The following is a 15455-nucleotide window of genomic DNA, read 5'->3' on the forward strand; positions in this document are numbered from 1 at the left end:
ACCGGGGCGAGAGACAAGATCGGATCAACCCAAGGGAGGATAACCCCGATGAAGAAACTGCTTACCACGGTCGCCGCCGGTGCCATGCTGGCCACCCCGGCATTCGCCGACCTGATGTTCCCCGACCTGTCCTATCGGACCGGCCCCTTTGCCGCCGGCGGCATCCCGTTCTCGGATGGCTACCAGGATTACTTCACGCTGCTCAATCAGCGTGACGGCGGCATCGGCGGCGTGCCGGTGCGGGTGGTGGAATGCGAAACCGCCTACAACACCGAGCGCGGCGTGGAATGCTACGAGGCGACCAAGGGCGATGGCGCGCTGGTCTATCAGCCGCTGTCGACCGGCATCACCTATCAGCTGATCCCGCGCGCGACCGCAGATGGCATCCCGCTGCACACGATGGGCTATGGCCGGACATCCGCCGTGAACGGCGAAATCTTCAGCCACGTGTTCAACTACCCGGCGAATTACTGGGACGCGGCCTCGGTCATGATCAACGTGCTGCTGGAAGAAAACGGCGGCTCGCTCGAGGGCAAGACCATCACGCTCCTTTACCACAACTCGGCCTATGGCCGTGAGCCGATCCGCACGCTGGAGACGCTGGCAGCCCAGCACGGCTTCACCCTGACGCAGATCGCGGTCGACAGCCCCGGCCAGGAGCAGGGCAACCAGTGGCTGCAGATCCGCCGCGAACGGCCCGATTACGTGCTGTTCTGGGGCTGGGGCGTGATGAACCAGGTCGCCATCCAGGAAGCGATCAACATCCGCTACCCGCTGGAGAATTTCATCGGGAACTGGTGGGCGGGTGCCGATCATGACGTGGCCTCGGCGGGCGAGGCGGCAGCCGGTTACCGCGCGCTGAACATGAACCGTCTGGGCGACATGCCGGTCTTCGCGGAGATCCAGCAGCATGTGATCGATGCGGGCCTTGCCGCGGGCGACGGCACGAACCTGGGTTCGGTGCTTTATACGCGGGGCATGTATGCCGCGATGCTGGCCGCCGAGGCCGCGCGCACGGCGCAGGAGATCCATGGCGTCGGTGACATCACGCCCGCGATGATGCGCGACGGGATGGAAGCGCTGGTCATGACCAATGCCCGGATGGAAGAGCTGGGCATGCCGGGCGTCGGGCCGGAATTCGCGGTGAGCTGCGCCGATCACGGCGGCACCGGCCAGGCGATCATGACCCAGTGGAACGGGACGGAATGGGTCACGCTGACCGATTTCATCTCGCCCGATGACAGCGTGACGGGGCCGCTGGTTCTGGAGGATTCGGCAGCATACGCCGCCGAGGCCGGGATCGAGGCGCGCACCTGCCCGGCGAGCTGAGGCCAAACCCCGGCGGCGGCGCGGGCCGTCGCCGCCGGGAGTTGCATATTTTTGGAAAGATGAAGGTGGGGGTGGGTCACCGACTTTGACCGCCCGTTAACCTTAACCGGATGTGACCGCGCCCTGACGGGTGTTCGAGAGGGGGAGAGCCCGGACATGCTGGACCAGCCTGTGGAGAGCCATGGCGATGGCGTCGCGCCGGAACTGTCGGGGGCGGAGACGCTTCTGGAGGTCACCAATATCGAGGTGATCTACAACCATGTGATCCTGGTGCTGAAGGGCGTGAGCCTGAAGGTGCCGAAAGGCGGCATCACCGCGCTGCTTGGCGGCAATGGCGCGGGCAAGACCACGACGCTCAAGGCGATTTCCAACCTGCTCCATTCCGAGCGCGGCGAGGTGACCAAGGGGTCGATCACCTATCGCGGGGAAAGGGTGCAGGACCTCTCGCCCTCGGAACTGGTGGAGCGCGGCGTGATCCAGGTGATGGAGGGGCGGCATTGCTTCGAGCATCTGACGGTCGAGGAGAACCTCTTGACCGGAAGCTACACGCGCAAGGACGGAAAGGGCGCGATCGCAGCCGACCTGGAGATGGTCTACCAGTATTTCCCGCGCCTGAAGGAGCGGCGGACGAGCCAGGCGGGCTATACGAGCGGCGGTGAGCAGCAGATGACGGCGATCGGGCGGGCGCTGATGTCGCGGCCCGAGACGATCCTGCTCGACGAGCCGTCGATGGGGCTGGCGCCGCAGCTGGTCGAACAGATCTTCGACATCGTGAAGCGGTTGAACGAGGAGCAGGGGGTGACGTTCCTGCTGGCCGAGCAGAACACCAACGTGGCGCTGCGCTTTGCGCATTACGGCTACATCCTCGAATCGGGGCGGGTGGTGATGGATGGCCCGGCGGCCGATCTGCGCGAGAACCCGGATGTGAAGGAATTCTATCTCGGCATGTCCGAGGAAGGCCGCAAGTCGTTCCGAGACGTCCGCAGCTACCGGCGGCGCAAGAGGTGGTTGAGCTGATGCTGGACGAGAACCGCAAACATTATGACGCGCTGGAGACGCGCAGCGCGGACGAGCGCGCCGCCGATCAGCTGGTGGGGGTGAACGCGCAGCTGGCCTCGCACGGGATGGCGGCGCTGTCGTCGCTCGCGGACCTGGCGGGGCTGCCGGTTTTGCGCAAGTCCGAGCTGGTGGCGCGGCAGGCCGAGCAGCCGCCCTTTGGCGGATTGCCGGTCACGAATCTGGCCCATGTCTTCCAGAGCCCGGGGCCGATCTACGAGCCGGGCGGGGTCAGCCATGACTGGTGGCGGATGGGGCGGTTCCTGCATGCGGTGGGGATCGGACCGGGCGACGTGGTGCAGAATTGTTTCGGCTACCATCTGACGCCTGCGGGCATGATCTTCGAGAGCGGGGCGCGGGCCGTGGGGGCGGCAGTGCTGCCTGCGGGCGTGGGCCAGACCGAGTTGCAGGTGCGCGCGGCGCGCGATGTGGGCTGCACCGCCTATGCGGGCACGCCCGATTACCTGAAGGTGATTCTCGACAAGGCCGAGGAGATGGGGGTGGCCCTGTCCTTTACCCGCGCGGCCGTGGGCGGTGGCGCGCTGTTTCCATCGCTGCGCAAGGAATATGCCGATCGCGGGATTGCCTGTCTGCAATGCTATGCCACCGCCGACCTGGGCAATATCGCCTATGAGAGCGAGGCGATGGAGGGAATGATCGTCGACGAGGGCGTGATCGTGGAGATCGTGCGCCCCGGCACGGGCGACCCGGTCGCGCCGGGCGAGGTGGGCGAGGTGGTGGTGACCACGCTGAACCCCGATTACCCGCTGATCCGCTTTGCGACCGGTGATCTGTCGGCGGTGATGCCGGGGGAAAGCCCCTGCGGGCGGACCAACATGCGGATCAAGGGCTGGATGGGGCGGGCCGACCAGACCACGAAGATCAAGGGCATGTTCGTGCGTCCCGAACAGGTGGCCGAACTGGTCGCGCGTCATCCCGAGGTCCGCCGCGCCCGCGTCATCGCGAGCCGCGAAGGCGAGATGGACGTGATGAAAGTGCAGGTCGAGGCCGAGGGGATCGGCGCGGCGGAATTGTCGGACAGCGTGGCCGCCGTGTTGAAACTGCGCGGGCAGGTGGAGATCGTGGCGCCCGGAAGCCTGCCCAATGACGGCAAGGTGATCGACGATCAACGAAAGTACGACTGATCCGGACCGGGTGTTATCGGTTAACCGGGGCGGGCCATGCTACCCCTCTGGCAAGATGAAACCCTAGCCGGAGACCTGTTCCATGCGTGCCCTGTTGCCCGTCGCCCTGTGCCTGCTTGCCGCCCCTGCGGCGCTGGCCGATACCGCGCTGCTGATCGCCAATACGCGCCATGACCACGGCCAATCCTTGCGGCAGGCCGACGAGATCGCCGCGCTGGACCGGTCGTTGACCGAGGCCGGGTTCGAGGTGATCGTGGTCGAGAACGGCACCGCGGAGGCGATGGGCGCGGGGCTGTCGGCCTTGATCGAAGCGGGGGAGACCGAGCGGCTGTTCATCGCGCTGGCCGGCCATGTCGTGCGGTCGCAAAGGGGCACATGGATTCTCGGCACGGAGGCGGATGCGCCCGATCTTGCCAGCGTGGGGCGGCAGGGTCTGTCGCTTGACGTGATCCTGGAGGTTGCGGGGCAGGTGCCGGGGCGCTCCATCGTGCTGATCGGGACGGAGCCGCGCGGGATCGAGACGGGCGAGGGGCTGGGCCGGGGGCTGGGGCCGATCGATGCGCCGCAAGGTGTGACCGTGATCTCGGGTGCGCCGGACGATCTGGCGGAGTTCACGCGGGATGCGGTTCTGCGCCCCGGTGTCGATCTTGCCGCCGCCCTTGAGGCTGCGGGCAACCTGCGCAGCCACGGCTTTCTGTCGGCGGCCCTGCCGTTTCTGGGGGCGGAGGCGGATGTTCCCCCGCCTGCGGGTCCGTCGCCGGAGGAAACCGCCCTGTGGCAGGCGGCGCGGGATTTGAACACGGCGGGCGCTTATGACGCCTATCTCGTGCGCTATCCGCAAGGTGCCCATGCCGCGGAGGCGCGGACGGCACTGGCGGCCTTGGCCGCGCAACCGGTCGATCCGCTGGCCGAGGCCGAGGCGGTGGAGAGCGCGCTGAACCTGAACCGGGCGGCGCGTCAGCAGATCCAGCGCGATCTGACGATCCTCGATTACAACACGCGGGGGATCGACGGCATTTTCGGCCCCGGCACGCGCGGCGCGATCCGGGCGTGGCAGGAAGCGTCGGGGCAGGAGGCGACCGGGTTCCTGACGGAGCGGCAGATCGGGCGCTTGCGCGAGGCGGCGGCGCAGCGCGCGGCGGAACTGGAGGACGAGGCGCGGCGTCAGCGCGAGGCGCAGGAGCTGGCCGACCGCGCCTTTTGGCAGGCGATCGGGCAGGGACAGGACGAAGCGGGACTGCGCAGTTACCTCGAGCGGTTTCCACGCGGGCTTTATGCCGATGTCGCGCGCGCGCGGCTGGAGGATATCGAGGCGGCGCGGCGTGCGGAGGCGGAAGCCGAGGAGCGGGACGCCTGGGACGCGGTGCGGCGGGAGGATTCGGTCGGGGCCTACCGGAGCTATCTTCAAGCCTATCCGAGCGGCTTGTTCGTACCGGCCGCGCGGGCGCGGATCGCGGAGATCGAATCGGGTCTGAGCCCCGAGGCACAGGCCCGTGCCGAGCAGGTCGAGGCGGCGCTGAACCTTGCCCAGCCCGTGCGGGTGCTGGTCGAACAGCGCCTGGCGGCGGTGGGTCTTGATCCGGGGCGGGCCGATGGGGTGATCGACCGCCAGACGCGCATCGCGATCCGGGCCTATCAGGAGGGGCGGGGATTGGCCCCGACGGGGTATCTGGACCAGATCACGGTCGTGCGGCTTTTGGCCGAGGCGATCGGTGGTCGTCTTTTCGATTGAGATAGGTGAGACGCACCGAAACGAAAAAGGCCGCCCAGAGGGGCGGCCCGTTTCAATCCTGCTTGCGCGGTCTCAGCCCTGGCGGGCCTTGTACCGGCGCTGGGTCTTGTTGATCACGTAGACCCGGCCCTTGCGGCGCACGACGCGGCAGTCGCGATGGCGCTCTTTGAGCGAGCGGAGCGAGTTCTTGACCTTCATGGCCTGTCTCCTTCGTCGCGGCGCGGCGATGCGCCTTGGGTTGCTGTCTGGCCCCGGATGGGACCGGCGAAATCTGTTCCCGTTTCCGGGATGGTGGGCGGTACTGGGATCGAACCAGTGACCCCTACGATGTCAACGTAGTGCTCTACCGCTGAGCTAACCGCCCGATATCCCGTGAAGCGCCGCGCCCATGCCCAAGACCCTGAGGCCCGAGACGGTGGCGCACCGCTAGGGTGAGCGGTCTATAGAAGGATTGGGGGGGTGGTTCAAGGGCTTTTGGCTTGGCGGGAAATCCCGCTATATCATGGTGGGACAGAGCTTGAACGGAATGCGCATGCACCCGCCCTATCGTGTTGATCGACCGCGCCGCATCCTGACGCCGGTGGTGGTGGCCTCGCCGCATTCGGGACGGCATTACCCCGCCGAATTCCTGCGCGCGAGCGTGCTGGACGAGCGCGCGATAAGGTCTTCGGAAGATGCCTTCATGGACATGCTGGTGGAGGAAGCACCGCGTCTTGGCGCGCCGGTGATCGCGGCGGAATATCCACGCGCCTGGCTCGATCTGAACCGCAGCCCGGAAGAGATGGACCCCGCCGTGGTCGAGGGCGTGGGACGGGTGGTGCAGACGCCGCGCATCTCGTCTGGGCTGGGGGTGATTCCCCGCGTGGTCGCCAATGGGCGCGCCATCTATCGCGGCAAGTTGAGCCGGGCTGAGGCGGAGGCGCGTATCGCGCAGGTCTGGCGGCCCTATCACGGGGCGCTCGATGGATTGCTGGGCGAGGCGGAGGCGGAATTCGGCGAATCCGTGCTGCTCGATTTCCATTCCATGCCGCATGAGGCGCTCGACAGCGTGAGCCGTCCCGGCCAGCGGCGGCCCGAAGTGGTGCTGGGGGACCGGTTCGGGGCCTCGGCCTCGGGCGAGATCGTCGAGGCGCTGGAGGCGGGATTCGCGGCCGAGGGGCTTTGCGTGATCCGCAACGCGCCTTTTGCCGGGGCTTTCGTGACGCAGCATTACGGGCGACCGTCGCGCGGGCGTCATGCGGTGCAGGTCGAGATCGACCGGTCGCTGTACATGAACGAACGGACCCTGCGGCCCAATGCCGATTTCGACGCGGTCAAGCGGATCGTGACGCGGGTGATCGAGCGGGTGATCGCGGCGCGGCCCGGTCGGGTGGCGCTGGCTGCCGAATAGGTGGTCAGGGCGGAGGGGGGCCAGCCCCCCGTCGCGTTCCGCGACTCCCCCCGGAGTATTTTGGAAAGCAAAGATGGCGGGGGTCAGCGCAGGGCGCGGCCCTTGAGGATCGCGTCGTCACCGAAGCGTTTGCGGATCGCATCGGTGGCGCGTTCGGCGGCGGTGCGGCGGGCGGCCTGCGGATCGAGGAGGTCGCCTTCGCGGTCTGCGGTCGCGGCGGGGACGAGATCGGACAGGCCGACGCCGATGAGCCGGTAGGGATGTTGGTGATCGGTCTGGTCGTAAAGCGCGCGGGCGTTGCGGTAGATGCGATCGGCGATCTGGGTGCCGTCGGGCAGCGAGAAGCGGCGAGTCAGGAGCCGGAAATCGGCGCGCTTGAGCTTGAGCGTGATGGTGCGGCCGGCGAGCCCCTTGGCCTTGGCCCGGTCGGCGATCTTTTCCGACAGCCGCCAGATATGGCCGTCGAGCAGGTCGGGATCGGCGATGTCGTCGGCGAAAGTGGTTTCGTTGGAGATGGATTTCACCGCGCGGTCGCGGGCGACGCGGCGGTCATCCTGACCCCTCGCCAGGTGCCAGAGGCGGTCGCCCATGGCGCCGAAGCGGGCCTGGAGATCGGCGCGGTCCCAGCGGCGGAGGTCCGCGAAGCTGCGGATGCCGATCTTGTCGAGGCTGGCCTGCCCGGCGGCGCCGATGCCCCAGATCATGCGCACGGGTTTGTCGCGCAGGAAATCCATGGTTTCGGCGCGGCCGATCACGGAAAAGCCGCGCGGCTTGTCGAGGTCGGAGGCGAGCTTGGCGAGGAATTTGTTGTGCGACAGTCCGATGGAGCCGGTGATGCCCAGTTCGGTCTGCATCCGTTTGACGAGGCGGGCCAGAAGCACGGCGGGGGGCGCGCCATGCAGCCGCGCGGTGCCGGTGAGATCCATGAAGGCTTCGTCGAGCGAGAGGGGTTCGATGGCAGGGGTCAGATCCTCCATCATGGCGCGGATCTGGCGTGAGACCTCGGCATAGACCTCCATCCGGCCCCGGACCACCACCGCCTCTGGGCAGAGTTTGAGCGCCTGGAACATCGGCATGGCCGAGCGCACGCCCTTGATCCGGGCGATGTAGCAGGCGGTGGAGACGACCCCGCGCCGACCGCCGCCGATGATGACGGGTTTGTCGCGGAGGTCGGGATTGTCGCGTTTTTCGACCGAGGCGTAGAAGGCATCGCAATCCATATGGGCGATGGAGAGGTCCCAAAGCTCGGGATGGGCAATGAGGCGCGGGCTGGCGCAGGCCGGGCAGCGCCGCGCGCTGTCGAATTGGGTCAGGCAATCGCGGCACAGGCTGGGCATGGGCGGATCATACCCGCGCCGACAGGGCGGCGGAAGGTGCTGCGGGGGAGGCACTTTCGGGAAATCCACCGGTCGCGCGCTGCATTTTCGCCTAGAATACCGGGGGAAGTGGTCGCATTATTTCGGCCATGAAACCCGAGGATCAACCCGCGAGGCCTGCCATGGATGCGCTGACCAACGAGATTTTTGGCGGGAGCCTCGTGGTGCTGCTGCTCGCGCTGTTCATCATACTGTGCATCTTTCTGGCGATCCGGATCGTGCCGCAATCCGAACAGCATGTGGTCGAACGCTTCGGGCGGCTGAAATCGGTGCTGGGGCCGGGGATCAATTTCATCGTCCCCTTTCTGGACAAGGTGGCGCATCGGGTTTCGATCCTGGAGCGGCAATTGCCCAATGCGAGTCAGGATGCGATCACGCTCGACAACGTGTTGCTGGTGGTCGAGACGAGCGTGTTCTACCGCGTGCTGGAGCCCGAAAAGACCGTCTACCGGATCCGCGACGTGGATGCGGCGATTGCCACGACGGTTGCGGGGATCGTCCGGGCCGAGATCGGCAAGATGGAACTGGACGAGGTGCAATCGAACCGCGCCAGCCTGATCGCGAGGATCAAGGAAAGCGTCGAGGGCGCGGTGAATGATTGGGGGATCGAGGTGACGCGGGCCGAGATCCTGGATGTGGGTCTGGACCAGGCGACACGGGACGCGATGTTGCAGCAGCTCAACGCCGAACGGGAGCGGCGGGCCGCCGTGACCCGGGCAGAGGGGCAGAAGCGAGCGGTGGAACTGGCCGCCGATGCGGAGCTTTACGCAGCCCGCCAGCAGGCCGAGGCGCGCCGGGTCGAAGCCGATGCCGAAGCCTATGCCACGGGCGTCGTGGCCGAGGCCATCGCCAAGGGCGGGCTTGAGGCGGTGCAATACAATGTCGCCCTGGAACAGGTGCGCGCCATTGCGCAGGTCGCCAAGGGGCAGGGAAGCCAGACGATCATCGTGCCCGCCGATGCGGTGGATGCCTTTGGCAAGGCGTTCCAGATGCTCAAGGGGCGTGGCTGATGTGGTGGGCGGCCTGGTGGGTCTGGGGTGCCGCTGCGGTGGCGCTCGCGATCGGGGAAACGCTGCTGCCGGGCTTTGTCCTGTTGGGATTCGCGCTGGGCGCGGGCGTGGTGGCGGGATTGCTGGCCCTGGGCCTGTCGGTATCCCTGCCGGGTCTTTTGCTGGTCTTTGCAGTGGTGTCGCTGGGATCGTGGCTGGTGCTGCGGCGCTGGGCCGGGGTCTACCGGGGGCAGGTGAAGACCTTTGACCGGGACATCAACGAGGATTGAGCGCGGTCAGCCCGTGCGGTGAGATGCCCGTTCAGGGCAATTCGGACAGGATCGCGCGGGCGGCGGCGGCGGGGTCTTCGGCCTGCCAGACGGGGCGGCCCACCACGATGTGATCGGCGCCTGCGGCGATGGCGGCGGCGGGTGTCGCGATCCGTTTCTGGTCACCCTTGTCGCTGCCCGAGGGGCGCACACCCGGTGTGACGATCAGCCGACCTGCGGATTGCGGCAGGGCGCGGATCATCGCCGCCTCGTGCGGGGAGGCGATCACGCCATCGGCCCCGGCCTCGAAGGCGCGGGTGGCGCGGGTGGTCACGATCTCGGCCATGTCGCCCGGCACGATCAGGTTCGCATCCAGATCGGCGCGGTCGTTCGAGGTGAGGATCGTCACCGCAAGGATTTTCAGATCCTTGCCCGATGCGCCCTGTTTGGCGGCGGCGACCACCTGCGGGTCGCCATGGACGGTCAGGAAATCGAGGTCATAGGCCGCGATCCCGCGCACGGCCTTTTCCACGGTCGCGCCGATGTCGAAGAATTTCATGTCGAGAAAGATGCGCTTGCCATGTTCCTGCTTGAGTTCATTGGCGAGTGCGAGGCCGCCACCGGTCAGCATGCCCAGCCCGATCTTGTAGAACGAGACCGCGTCGCCGATCCGTTCGGCCATTGCCAGACCCTGAAGGGCGTTGTCGACGTCGAGGGCGACGATCAGGCGGTCATCTGCGGGGGGCGTGGCAAGGGGCCGGGACATGGAGCGATACCTCTGGCTGGATCGGGTCGTCCCTGACCCGCAGGTGATCGCTTGTCAACAGGCGCTGCCGGTGCTGATATCGTGCAAGTGCCGTGAGTATGAGTGTGACGATGCGGATTTCGATCGAGTATGAACGCCCTGCGGATGGGCCCGGTTCGGGGCCGGTCACGGTGGGATGGCTGCGCGACATCCAGAAGGGTGGGGTTCTGTATGATCCGCCCGAGCGTCTGGTCAGCCGCGACGTGAGCCGCACGCATGCCAAATCCGCCGCGCGCTGTCCGGCGGTGATCCAGATGGAAAGCCGGTATTTCCAGGTCTCGTGCCCCTTTGACCTGCGGCTGGGGTTCACGCGGGACGCCGAGGGCAAGCCGGCCCTGGTGAACCGCGCGGGGACAGGATCGGCGATCCGGGGGTCCAAGATCGCCGGGCTGGTCAGCCTCGTGAACGAGGTGGAGTGGCGCTATCCCGACAGGCCGACGATCCAGTTGAATCTGCCCTATATCTTTCTGGCCGATGAGCCGGTCCATATCACGCAGCTTGCGCCCTTTCTGCATTACCGGCCCGACCCCTTGCCGGGCACGATTTTCGGTGGGCGCTTTCCGATCAGCCTGTGGCCCCGGCCGCTGATGTGGGCCTTCGAATGGCATGATCCGTCGCGCGACATCGTTTTGCGGCGGGGGGAGCCGTTGTTCTATGTCCAGTTCGAGGCGGACAATCCCGCCCGGCCGATCCAGTTGGTCGAGGCCGACATGACGCCGGAGGTCAGGGCCTATATCGATCACATATCGGGTGCGGTGAATTACGTCTCGCAGACCTTTTCACTGTTCAAGGCGGCAGAGGCGGCGCGGCCCGCGCGGCTGGTGGTTCCCAAGCGCGGGGGGTGACAGGCGCTTTTGCGGGGGAGGAGGCGTATCGCGACTTGCATGGGCGGCGCGCGCTCCCCACATCCATGACCGAGGCCCGTTGATCGCCATGCCGCAAGCTTGGGTGGGGATCGCAAGGGCGCTTGGACAAGGAGAAAGACCATGAACTTGGAGAAGTTCACCGATCGCGCGCGCGGCTTTTTGCAGGCTGCCCAGACGATCGCAAGCCGCGAGGATCACCAGAAACTCGCGCCCGAGCATTTGCTCAAGGCTCTTTTGGACGACGATCAGGGAATGGCCGCCGCGCTGATCAAGCGGGCAGGCGGTGCGCCCGAGCGTGTGCGCGAGGCGGTCGAGCTGTCGCTTGGCAAGCTGCCCAAGGTGACGGGCGACGCGGGCCAGATCTATGTCGACAAGCAGACCGCCAAGGTTCTGGACGAGGCCGAGAAGATCTCGAAAAAGGCGGGCGACAGTTTCGTGGCCGTCGAGCGGATGCTGACGGCACTCGCCGTGGTGCAAAGCCCCGCGCGCGAGGCGCTGGAGGCGGGCGCGGTGAATGCGCAAAGCCTGAACGCCGCGATCAACGATCTGCGCAAGGGGCGGACGGCGGACAGCGCCGGGGCCGAGGACAGCTACGAAGCGCTCAAGAAATACGCCCGCGATTTGACCGAGGCCGCGCGGGCGGGCAAGATCGACCCGATCATCGGGCGCGACGAGGAAATCCGCCGCGCGATGCAGGTGCTGTCGCGGCGCACGAAAAACAACCCGGTGCTGATCGGGGAACCCGGTGTCGGCAAGACGGCGATTGCCGAGGGTCTGGCGCTGCGCATCGTCAACGGCGATGTGCCGGAAAGCTTGCGCAACAAGACGCTGATGGCGCTGGATATGGGCGCGCTGATTGCGGGCGCGAAATATCGCGGGGAATTCGAGGAGCGGTTGAAGGCGGTCCTGGGCGAGATCACGGCGGCTGCCGGTGAGATCATCCTCTTCATCGACGAGATGCACACGTTGGTGGGCGCGGGCAAATCGGATGGCGCGATGGATGCCGCCAACCTGATCAAGCCGGCGCTGGCGCGGGGCGAATTGCACTGCGTGGGGGCCACGACGCTCGATGAATACCGCAAATACGTGGAGAAAGACGCGGCGCTGGCGCGGCGGTTCCAACCCCTGATGGTGGAGGAGCCGACGGTCGAGGATACGGTGTCGATCCTGCGCGGCATCAAGGAGAAATACGAGCTGCACCACGGGGTGCGGATTTCGGATGCTGCTTTGGTCGCTGCCGCCACGCTGTCGCATCGCTACATCACCGACCGGTTCCTGCCGGACAAGGCGATCGACCTGATGGATGAGGCCGCCAGCCGTCTGCGGATGGAGGTGGATTCGAAGCCCGAGGAGCTGGACGCGCTCGACCGCCAGATCCTGCAGATGCAGATCGAGGCCGAGGCGCTGAAGAAGGAGGATGACCAAGCCTCCAAGGATCGGCTGGAAAAGCTGCTGCGCGAATTGGGCGATCTGCAACAGCAATCGGCCGCGATGACGGCGAAATGGCAGGCGGAGCGCGACAAGCTGGACCAGGCCCGCACGATCAAGGAGCGGCTCGATCAGGCACGGGCGGAACTGGATCAGGCCAAGCGCAATGGCGACCTCGCGCGCGCGGGCGAGCTGTCTTATGGCGTGATCCCGCAGCTGGAAAAGGATCTGGCCGCCGCCGAGGCGCAGGACGAGGATGTCATGGTCGAAGAGGCCGTGCGCCCCGAACAGATCGCCGCCGTCGTCGAGCGCTGGACCGGCATTCCCATGTCCAAGATGCTGGAGGGCGAGCGCGAGAAGCTGCTGAAGATGGAGGAAGAGCTTGGCAAGCGGGTGATCGGCCAGATGCAGGCGGTTCAGGCCGTGTCCCGTGCCGTGCGCCGCGCGCGGGCGGGCCTGCAGGATGAGAACAGGCCGCTGGGCTCGTTCCTGTTCCTTGGGCCGACGGGCGTTGGCAAGACCGAATTGACCAAGGCGCTGGCCGAGTATCTCTTCGACGACGATCAGGCGATGGTGCGCATCGACATGTCCGAATTCATGGAGAAGCATTCGGTCGCCCGCCTGATCGGTGCCCCGCCGGGTTATGTCGGTTATGACGAGGGCGGTGTCCTGACCGAAGCCGTGCGGCGCAGGCCCTATCAGGTGATCCTGTTCGACGAGGTCGAAAAGGCGCATCCCGAGGTGTTCAACGTCCTGTTGCAGGTTCTGGATGATGGCATCCTGACCGACGGTCAGGGGCGGCGTGTCGATTTCAAGCAGACCTTGATCGTGCTGACTTCGAACCTTGGGTCCCAGGCCCTGAGCCAGTTGCCGGACGGATCGGATGCGGCGCAGGCGAAGCGTGACGTGATGGAGGCGGTTCGCGCCCATTTCCGGCCCGAGTTCCTGAACCGGTTGGACGACATGATCGTGTTTGACCGGCTGACGCGGGACGACATGGACGGGATCGTCAAGATCCAGCTCAAGCGGCTCGAAAAGCGGTTGGCGCAGCGCAAGATCACGCTGGCGCTGGACGAGGCCGCGCTGGGGTGGTTGGCCGATGAGGGCTATGATCCGGTGTTCGGGGCAAGGCCGCTGAAGCGGGTGATCCAGCGCAGCCTGCAAGATCAGCTGGCCGAGATGATCCTTGCGGGCGAAGTCACGGATGGCAGCACCATCGAGGTGCATGCCGGGGTGGACGGCTTGATCGTGGGTAACCGCGTGGCACGTTCGACCCGCCCCAAGCCCGAGGATGCCGTGGTGCATTGATCGCAAGACGCGCGTGTCGCCACCCCTGCCGTCAGGGTGGGGGTGGTGAAATTAGGAATAAACTATCGAAAATCGATATTCGATAGGATTGATATGCGCCTCACCCCCTCCATCTCTTGTTGCGTGCGACCTATCAAGGAGACGGACAGATGACGGAACTGGACAAGACGACCGCGGCCCAGACCAATTCGACAGAAAGGCTGCGGGCCTGGCTGAAATCGGACGTGACCGTGACCCTGCCCGGTTGGGCGCTGGCCCTTGGTGGGGCGGTCGCGCTGGTTCTGGTTCTTGTGGCGCTGGATTGAGGGTCGGGATGATGCGCGCCTTGCTTCTGGGATTGGCGATCACGCTGCCCGCGACCACCGCCCTGGCCGAAACCCTGCCCATCGGCGAATTGCGCCGCGGGATGATGGCCGTGGTGGAGGGGAATGTCGAACGGATCACGGACGAGGATGAATTCATCCTTGCCGACAAGACCGGGGATATCCGCATCTATATCGGGCCCAATGCCATGCCGGTCCGCCCCGGCGACCTGGTCCGGGTGGAGGGGTTCGTCGATGACGACATCCGGATGGAGATCTATGCCGATACGATCACGCTGGCCGATGGCCGGATCGTGACCCTGCCCCGGCGCTACTGACGCTTGGGCCATGACGAAAAAACGCCCCCCTGCCGCTGGGCCGGGGGCGTCTTCGTTTTTTGGGGCTTTGTCGCTCAATGCGGGAGCAGAACGCGGTCGATGATATGGACGACACCGTTGGAGGCGAAGACATCGGGCGTGGTGACGCGCGTGTTGCCGTTCAGGTGAACGCCGCTGCCGGTCGCGTCGACATTGATGAACCCGCCCTGAAGCGTCGGCACGCGCCCGCGCTGCCCCAGAAGCGCCTCGGCCGGATAGTAGCTGCCCGAGACGTGATAGGTCAGCACCTCGGTCAGGGCGGCGGTATCGGCCAGAAGCCCGTCGAGCACCCCGTGGGGAAGCGCGGCGAAAGCGGCGTTGGTGGGGGCAAAGACGGTAAGCGCGCCCGGCCCGGACAGCGCATCGACAAGGCCCGCCGCCTGCACTGCCGTGACCAGGGTCGACAGGTCGGGCGTTGCGGCGGCAAGTTCCACGATGGTGGACGACCCCGTCACGGCATGGGCGGGCAGCGCGAAGCCCATCGTGGCGGCCCCGGCGAGGCCAAGTGCGGAGTTGGTCAGAAAACGGCGACGATCCATGTGCATTCTCCCTGATCGTGCGGTTGAAAAGGTGCAGGCCCGGCATTGGAGGCCGGGCCTGCGAACGGGTTACATCGGCGGCAGGATGACCGCGTCGATCACATGGATCACACCGTTGGAGGCCGCGATATCGGCGGTCACCACATTGGCCTCGTTCACCATGACGCCGCTGTCGAGGTCGATGGTGATCTCGGAGCCCTGCACGGTCGCTGCGGTCATGCCGTCGGACAGGTCGGTCGACATGACCGCGCCGGGAACGACGTGATAGGTCAGGATCGATACCAGCTGATCGCGGTTTTCGGGCAGGAGCAGGCTTTCGACGGTGCCTTCGGGAAGGGCGGCAAAAGCGTCGTCCGTGGGGGCGAAGACGGTGAAGGGCCCTTCGCCCGACAGGGTTTCGACAAGGCCCGCGGCCTCGACCGCAGCGACGAGCGTGGTGAAGTTGCCCGCGCCGACGGCGGTTTCGATGATATTCATGTCCTGGGCGAAAGCCGGTGCCGTGAAGGCGGTCGTGGCGGCAAGTGCTATGATGGTCTTGCGCATG

Annotated in this window: 16 protein-coding genes and 1 tRNA gene; 11 read left to right on the plus strand and 6 right to left on the minus strand. The window is 66.3% G+C overall.

The genetic code is table 11. The features are described from left to right. Positions 1-48: 48 nt before the first annotated feature. The 4 genes from AABA51_RS00230 (at position 49) to AABA51_RS00245 (ending at position 5262) form a co-directional block, all read left to right on the plus strand. Positions 49-1329, plus strand: a complete 1281-nt coding sequence (locus AABA51_RS00230) for an ABC transporter substrate-binding protein (RefSeq protein ID WP_338273352.1) — start codon at positions 49-51, stop codon at positions 1327-1329. Positions 1330-1485: 156 nt separating this feature from the next. Further along, the gene (locus AABA51_RS00235) at positions 1486-2346 is read left to right on the plus strand and encodes an ABC transporter ATP-binding protein (protein ID WP_338273353.1); all 861 of its coding nucleotides are present in this window, start codon (positions 1486-1488) and stop codon (positions 2344-2346) included. Further along, entirely contained in the window at positions 2346-3530 is a 1185-nt protein-coding gene (locus tag AABA51_RS00240; protein ID WP_338273354.1) for a phenylacetate--CoA ligase family protein, read from the plus strand. Before AABA51_RS00235 ends, AABA51_RS00240 begins: the two co-directional genes overlap by 1 nt. 82 nt (positions 3531-3612) lie before the next feature. Continuing rightward, the gene (locus AABA51_RS00245) at positions 3613-5262 is read left to right on the plus strand and encodes a peptidoglycan-binding domain-containing protein (RefSeq protein ID WP_338273355.1); all 1650 of its coding nucleotides are present in this window, start codon (positions 3613-3615) and stop codon (positions 5260-5262) included. A gap of 72 nt (positions 5263-5334) precedes the next feature. Here AABA51_RS00245 and ykgO read toward each other — a convergent pair whose 3' ends face one another. Further along, positions 5335-5460: a type B 50S ribosomal protein L36 gene (gene ykgO, locus AABA51_RS00250; RefSeq protein ID WP_109668736.1), complete on the minus strand. Its 126-nt coding sequence runs from the start codon at positions 5458-5460 to the stop codon at positions 5335-5337. Positions 5461-5551: 91 nt separating this feature from the next. After that, a tRNA-Val gene (locus AABA51_RS00255) sits at positions 5552-5626 on the minus strand. Positions 5627-5794: 168 nt separating this feature from the next. Here AABA51_RS00255 and AABA51_RS00260 point away from each other — a divergent pair. Further along, positions 5795-6652, plus strand: coding sequence for an N-formylglutamate amidohydrolase (locus tag AABA51_RS00260; RefSeq protein ID WP_338273356.1), 858 nt, complete (start codon positions 5795-5797; stop codon positions 6650-6652). Between the two features lie 83 nt (positions 6653-6735). Here the strand turns inward: AABA51_RS00260 and AABA51_RS00265 are convergent, their stop codons facing one another. After that, entirely contained in the window at positions 6736-7989 is a 1254-nt protein-coding gene (locus AABA51_RS00265) for a DNA polymerase IV (RefSeq protein ID WP_338273357.1), read from the minus strand. 161 nt (positions 7990-8150) lie between these two features. On the opposite strand from AABA51_RS00265, the gene AABA51_RS00270 reads away from it, so the two are divergent. Continuing rightward, positions 8151-9038 carry an SPFH domain-containing protein gene (locus AABA51_RS00270; protein WP_338276673.1) on the plus strand — a complete coding sequence of 296 codons (888 nt, stop codon included), beginning with the start codon at positions 8151-8153 and terminating at the stop codon, positions 9036-9038. Continuing rightward, positions 9038-9307 carry an NfeD family protein gene (locus AABA51_RS00275; protein WP_338273358.1) on the plus strand — a complete coding sequence of 90 codons (270 nt, stop codon included), beginning with the start codon at positions 9038-9040 and terminating at the stop codon, positions 9305-9307. Before AABA51_RS00270 ends, AABA51_RS00275 begins: the two co-directional genes overlap by 1 nt. 31 nt (positions 9308-9338) lie before the next feature. Here the strand turns inward: AABA51_RS00275 and pyrF are convergent, their stop codons facing one another. Further along, the gene (gene pyrF, locus AABA51_RS00280; protein ID WP_338273359.1) at positions 9339-10052 is read right to left on the minus strand and encodes an orotidine-5'-phosphate decarboxylase; all 714 of its coding nucleotides are present in this window, start codon (positions 10050-10052) and stop codon (positions 9339-9341) included. A 98-nt stretch (positions 10053-10150) separates the two neighbouring features. Here pyrF and AABA51_RS00285 point away from each other — a divergent pair, with 98 nt between their 5' ends. The 4 genes from AABA51_RS00285 (at position 10151) to AABA51_RS00300 (ending at position 14333) form a co-directional block, all read left to right on the plus strand. Beyond that, positions 10151-10936 (plus strand): hypothetical protein, encoded by a 786-nt coding sequence (locus AABA51_RS00285; protein ID WP_338276674.1) that lies wholly within the window; start codon positions 10151-10153, stop codon positions 10934-10936. Between the two features lie 141 nt (positions 10937-11077). Then, positions 11078-13693: an ATP-dependent chaperone ClpB gene (gene clpB, locus AABA51_RS00290; RefSeq protein ID WP_338273360.1), complete on the plus strand. Its 2616-nt coding sequence runs from the start codon at positions 11078-11080 to the stop codon at positions 13691-13693. Between the two features lie 149 nt (positions 13694-13842). Further along, entirely contained in the window at positions 13843-13998 is a 156-nt protein-coding gene (locus tag AABA51_RS00295) for a hypothetical protein (RefSeq protein ID WP_338273361.1), read from the plus strand. Between the two features lie 8 nt (positions 13999-14006). Continuing rightward, positions 14007-14333: a NirD/YgiW/YdeI family stress tolerance protein gene (locus AABA51_RS00300; protein ID WP_338273362.1), complete on the plus strand. Its 327-nt coding sequence runs from the start codon at positions 14007-14009 to the stop codon at positions 14331-14333. Between the two features lie 74 nt (positions 14334-14407). Here AABA51_RS00300 and AABA51_RS00305 read toward each other — a convergent pair whose 3' ends face one another. Both AABA51_RS00305 and AABA51_RS00310 read right to left on the minus strand, forming a co-directional pair. Beyond that, positions 14408-14911: a fasciclin domain-containing protein gene (locus AABA51_RS00305; RefSeq protein ID WP_338273363.1), complete on the minus strand. Its 504-nt coding sequence runs from the start codon at positions 14909-14911 to the stop codon at positions 14408-14410. 69 nt (positions 14912-14980) lie between these two features. Further along, complete coding sequence (locus tag AABA51_RS00310) at positions 14981-15454, minus strand: fasciclin domain-containing protein (RefSeq protein WP_338273364.1); 474 nt, start codon at positions 15452-15454, stop codon at positions 14981-14983. Position 15455: the final 1 nt, after the last annotated feature.

This window comes from Roseicyclus marinus, from assembly GCF_036322625.1.
Classification (GTDB): Bacteria; Pseudomonadota; Alphaproteobacteria; order Rhodobacterales; family Rhodobacteraceae; genus Roseicyclus; species Roseicyclus marinus_A.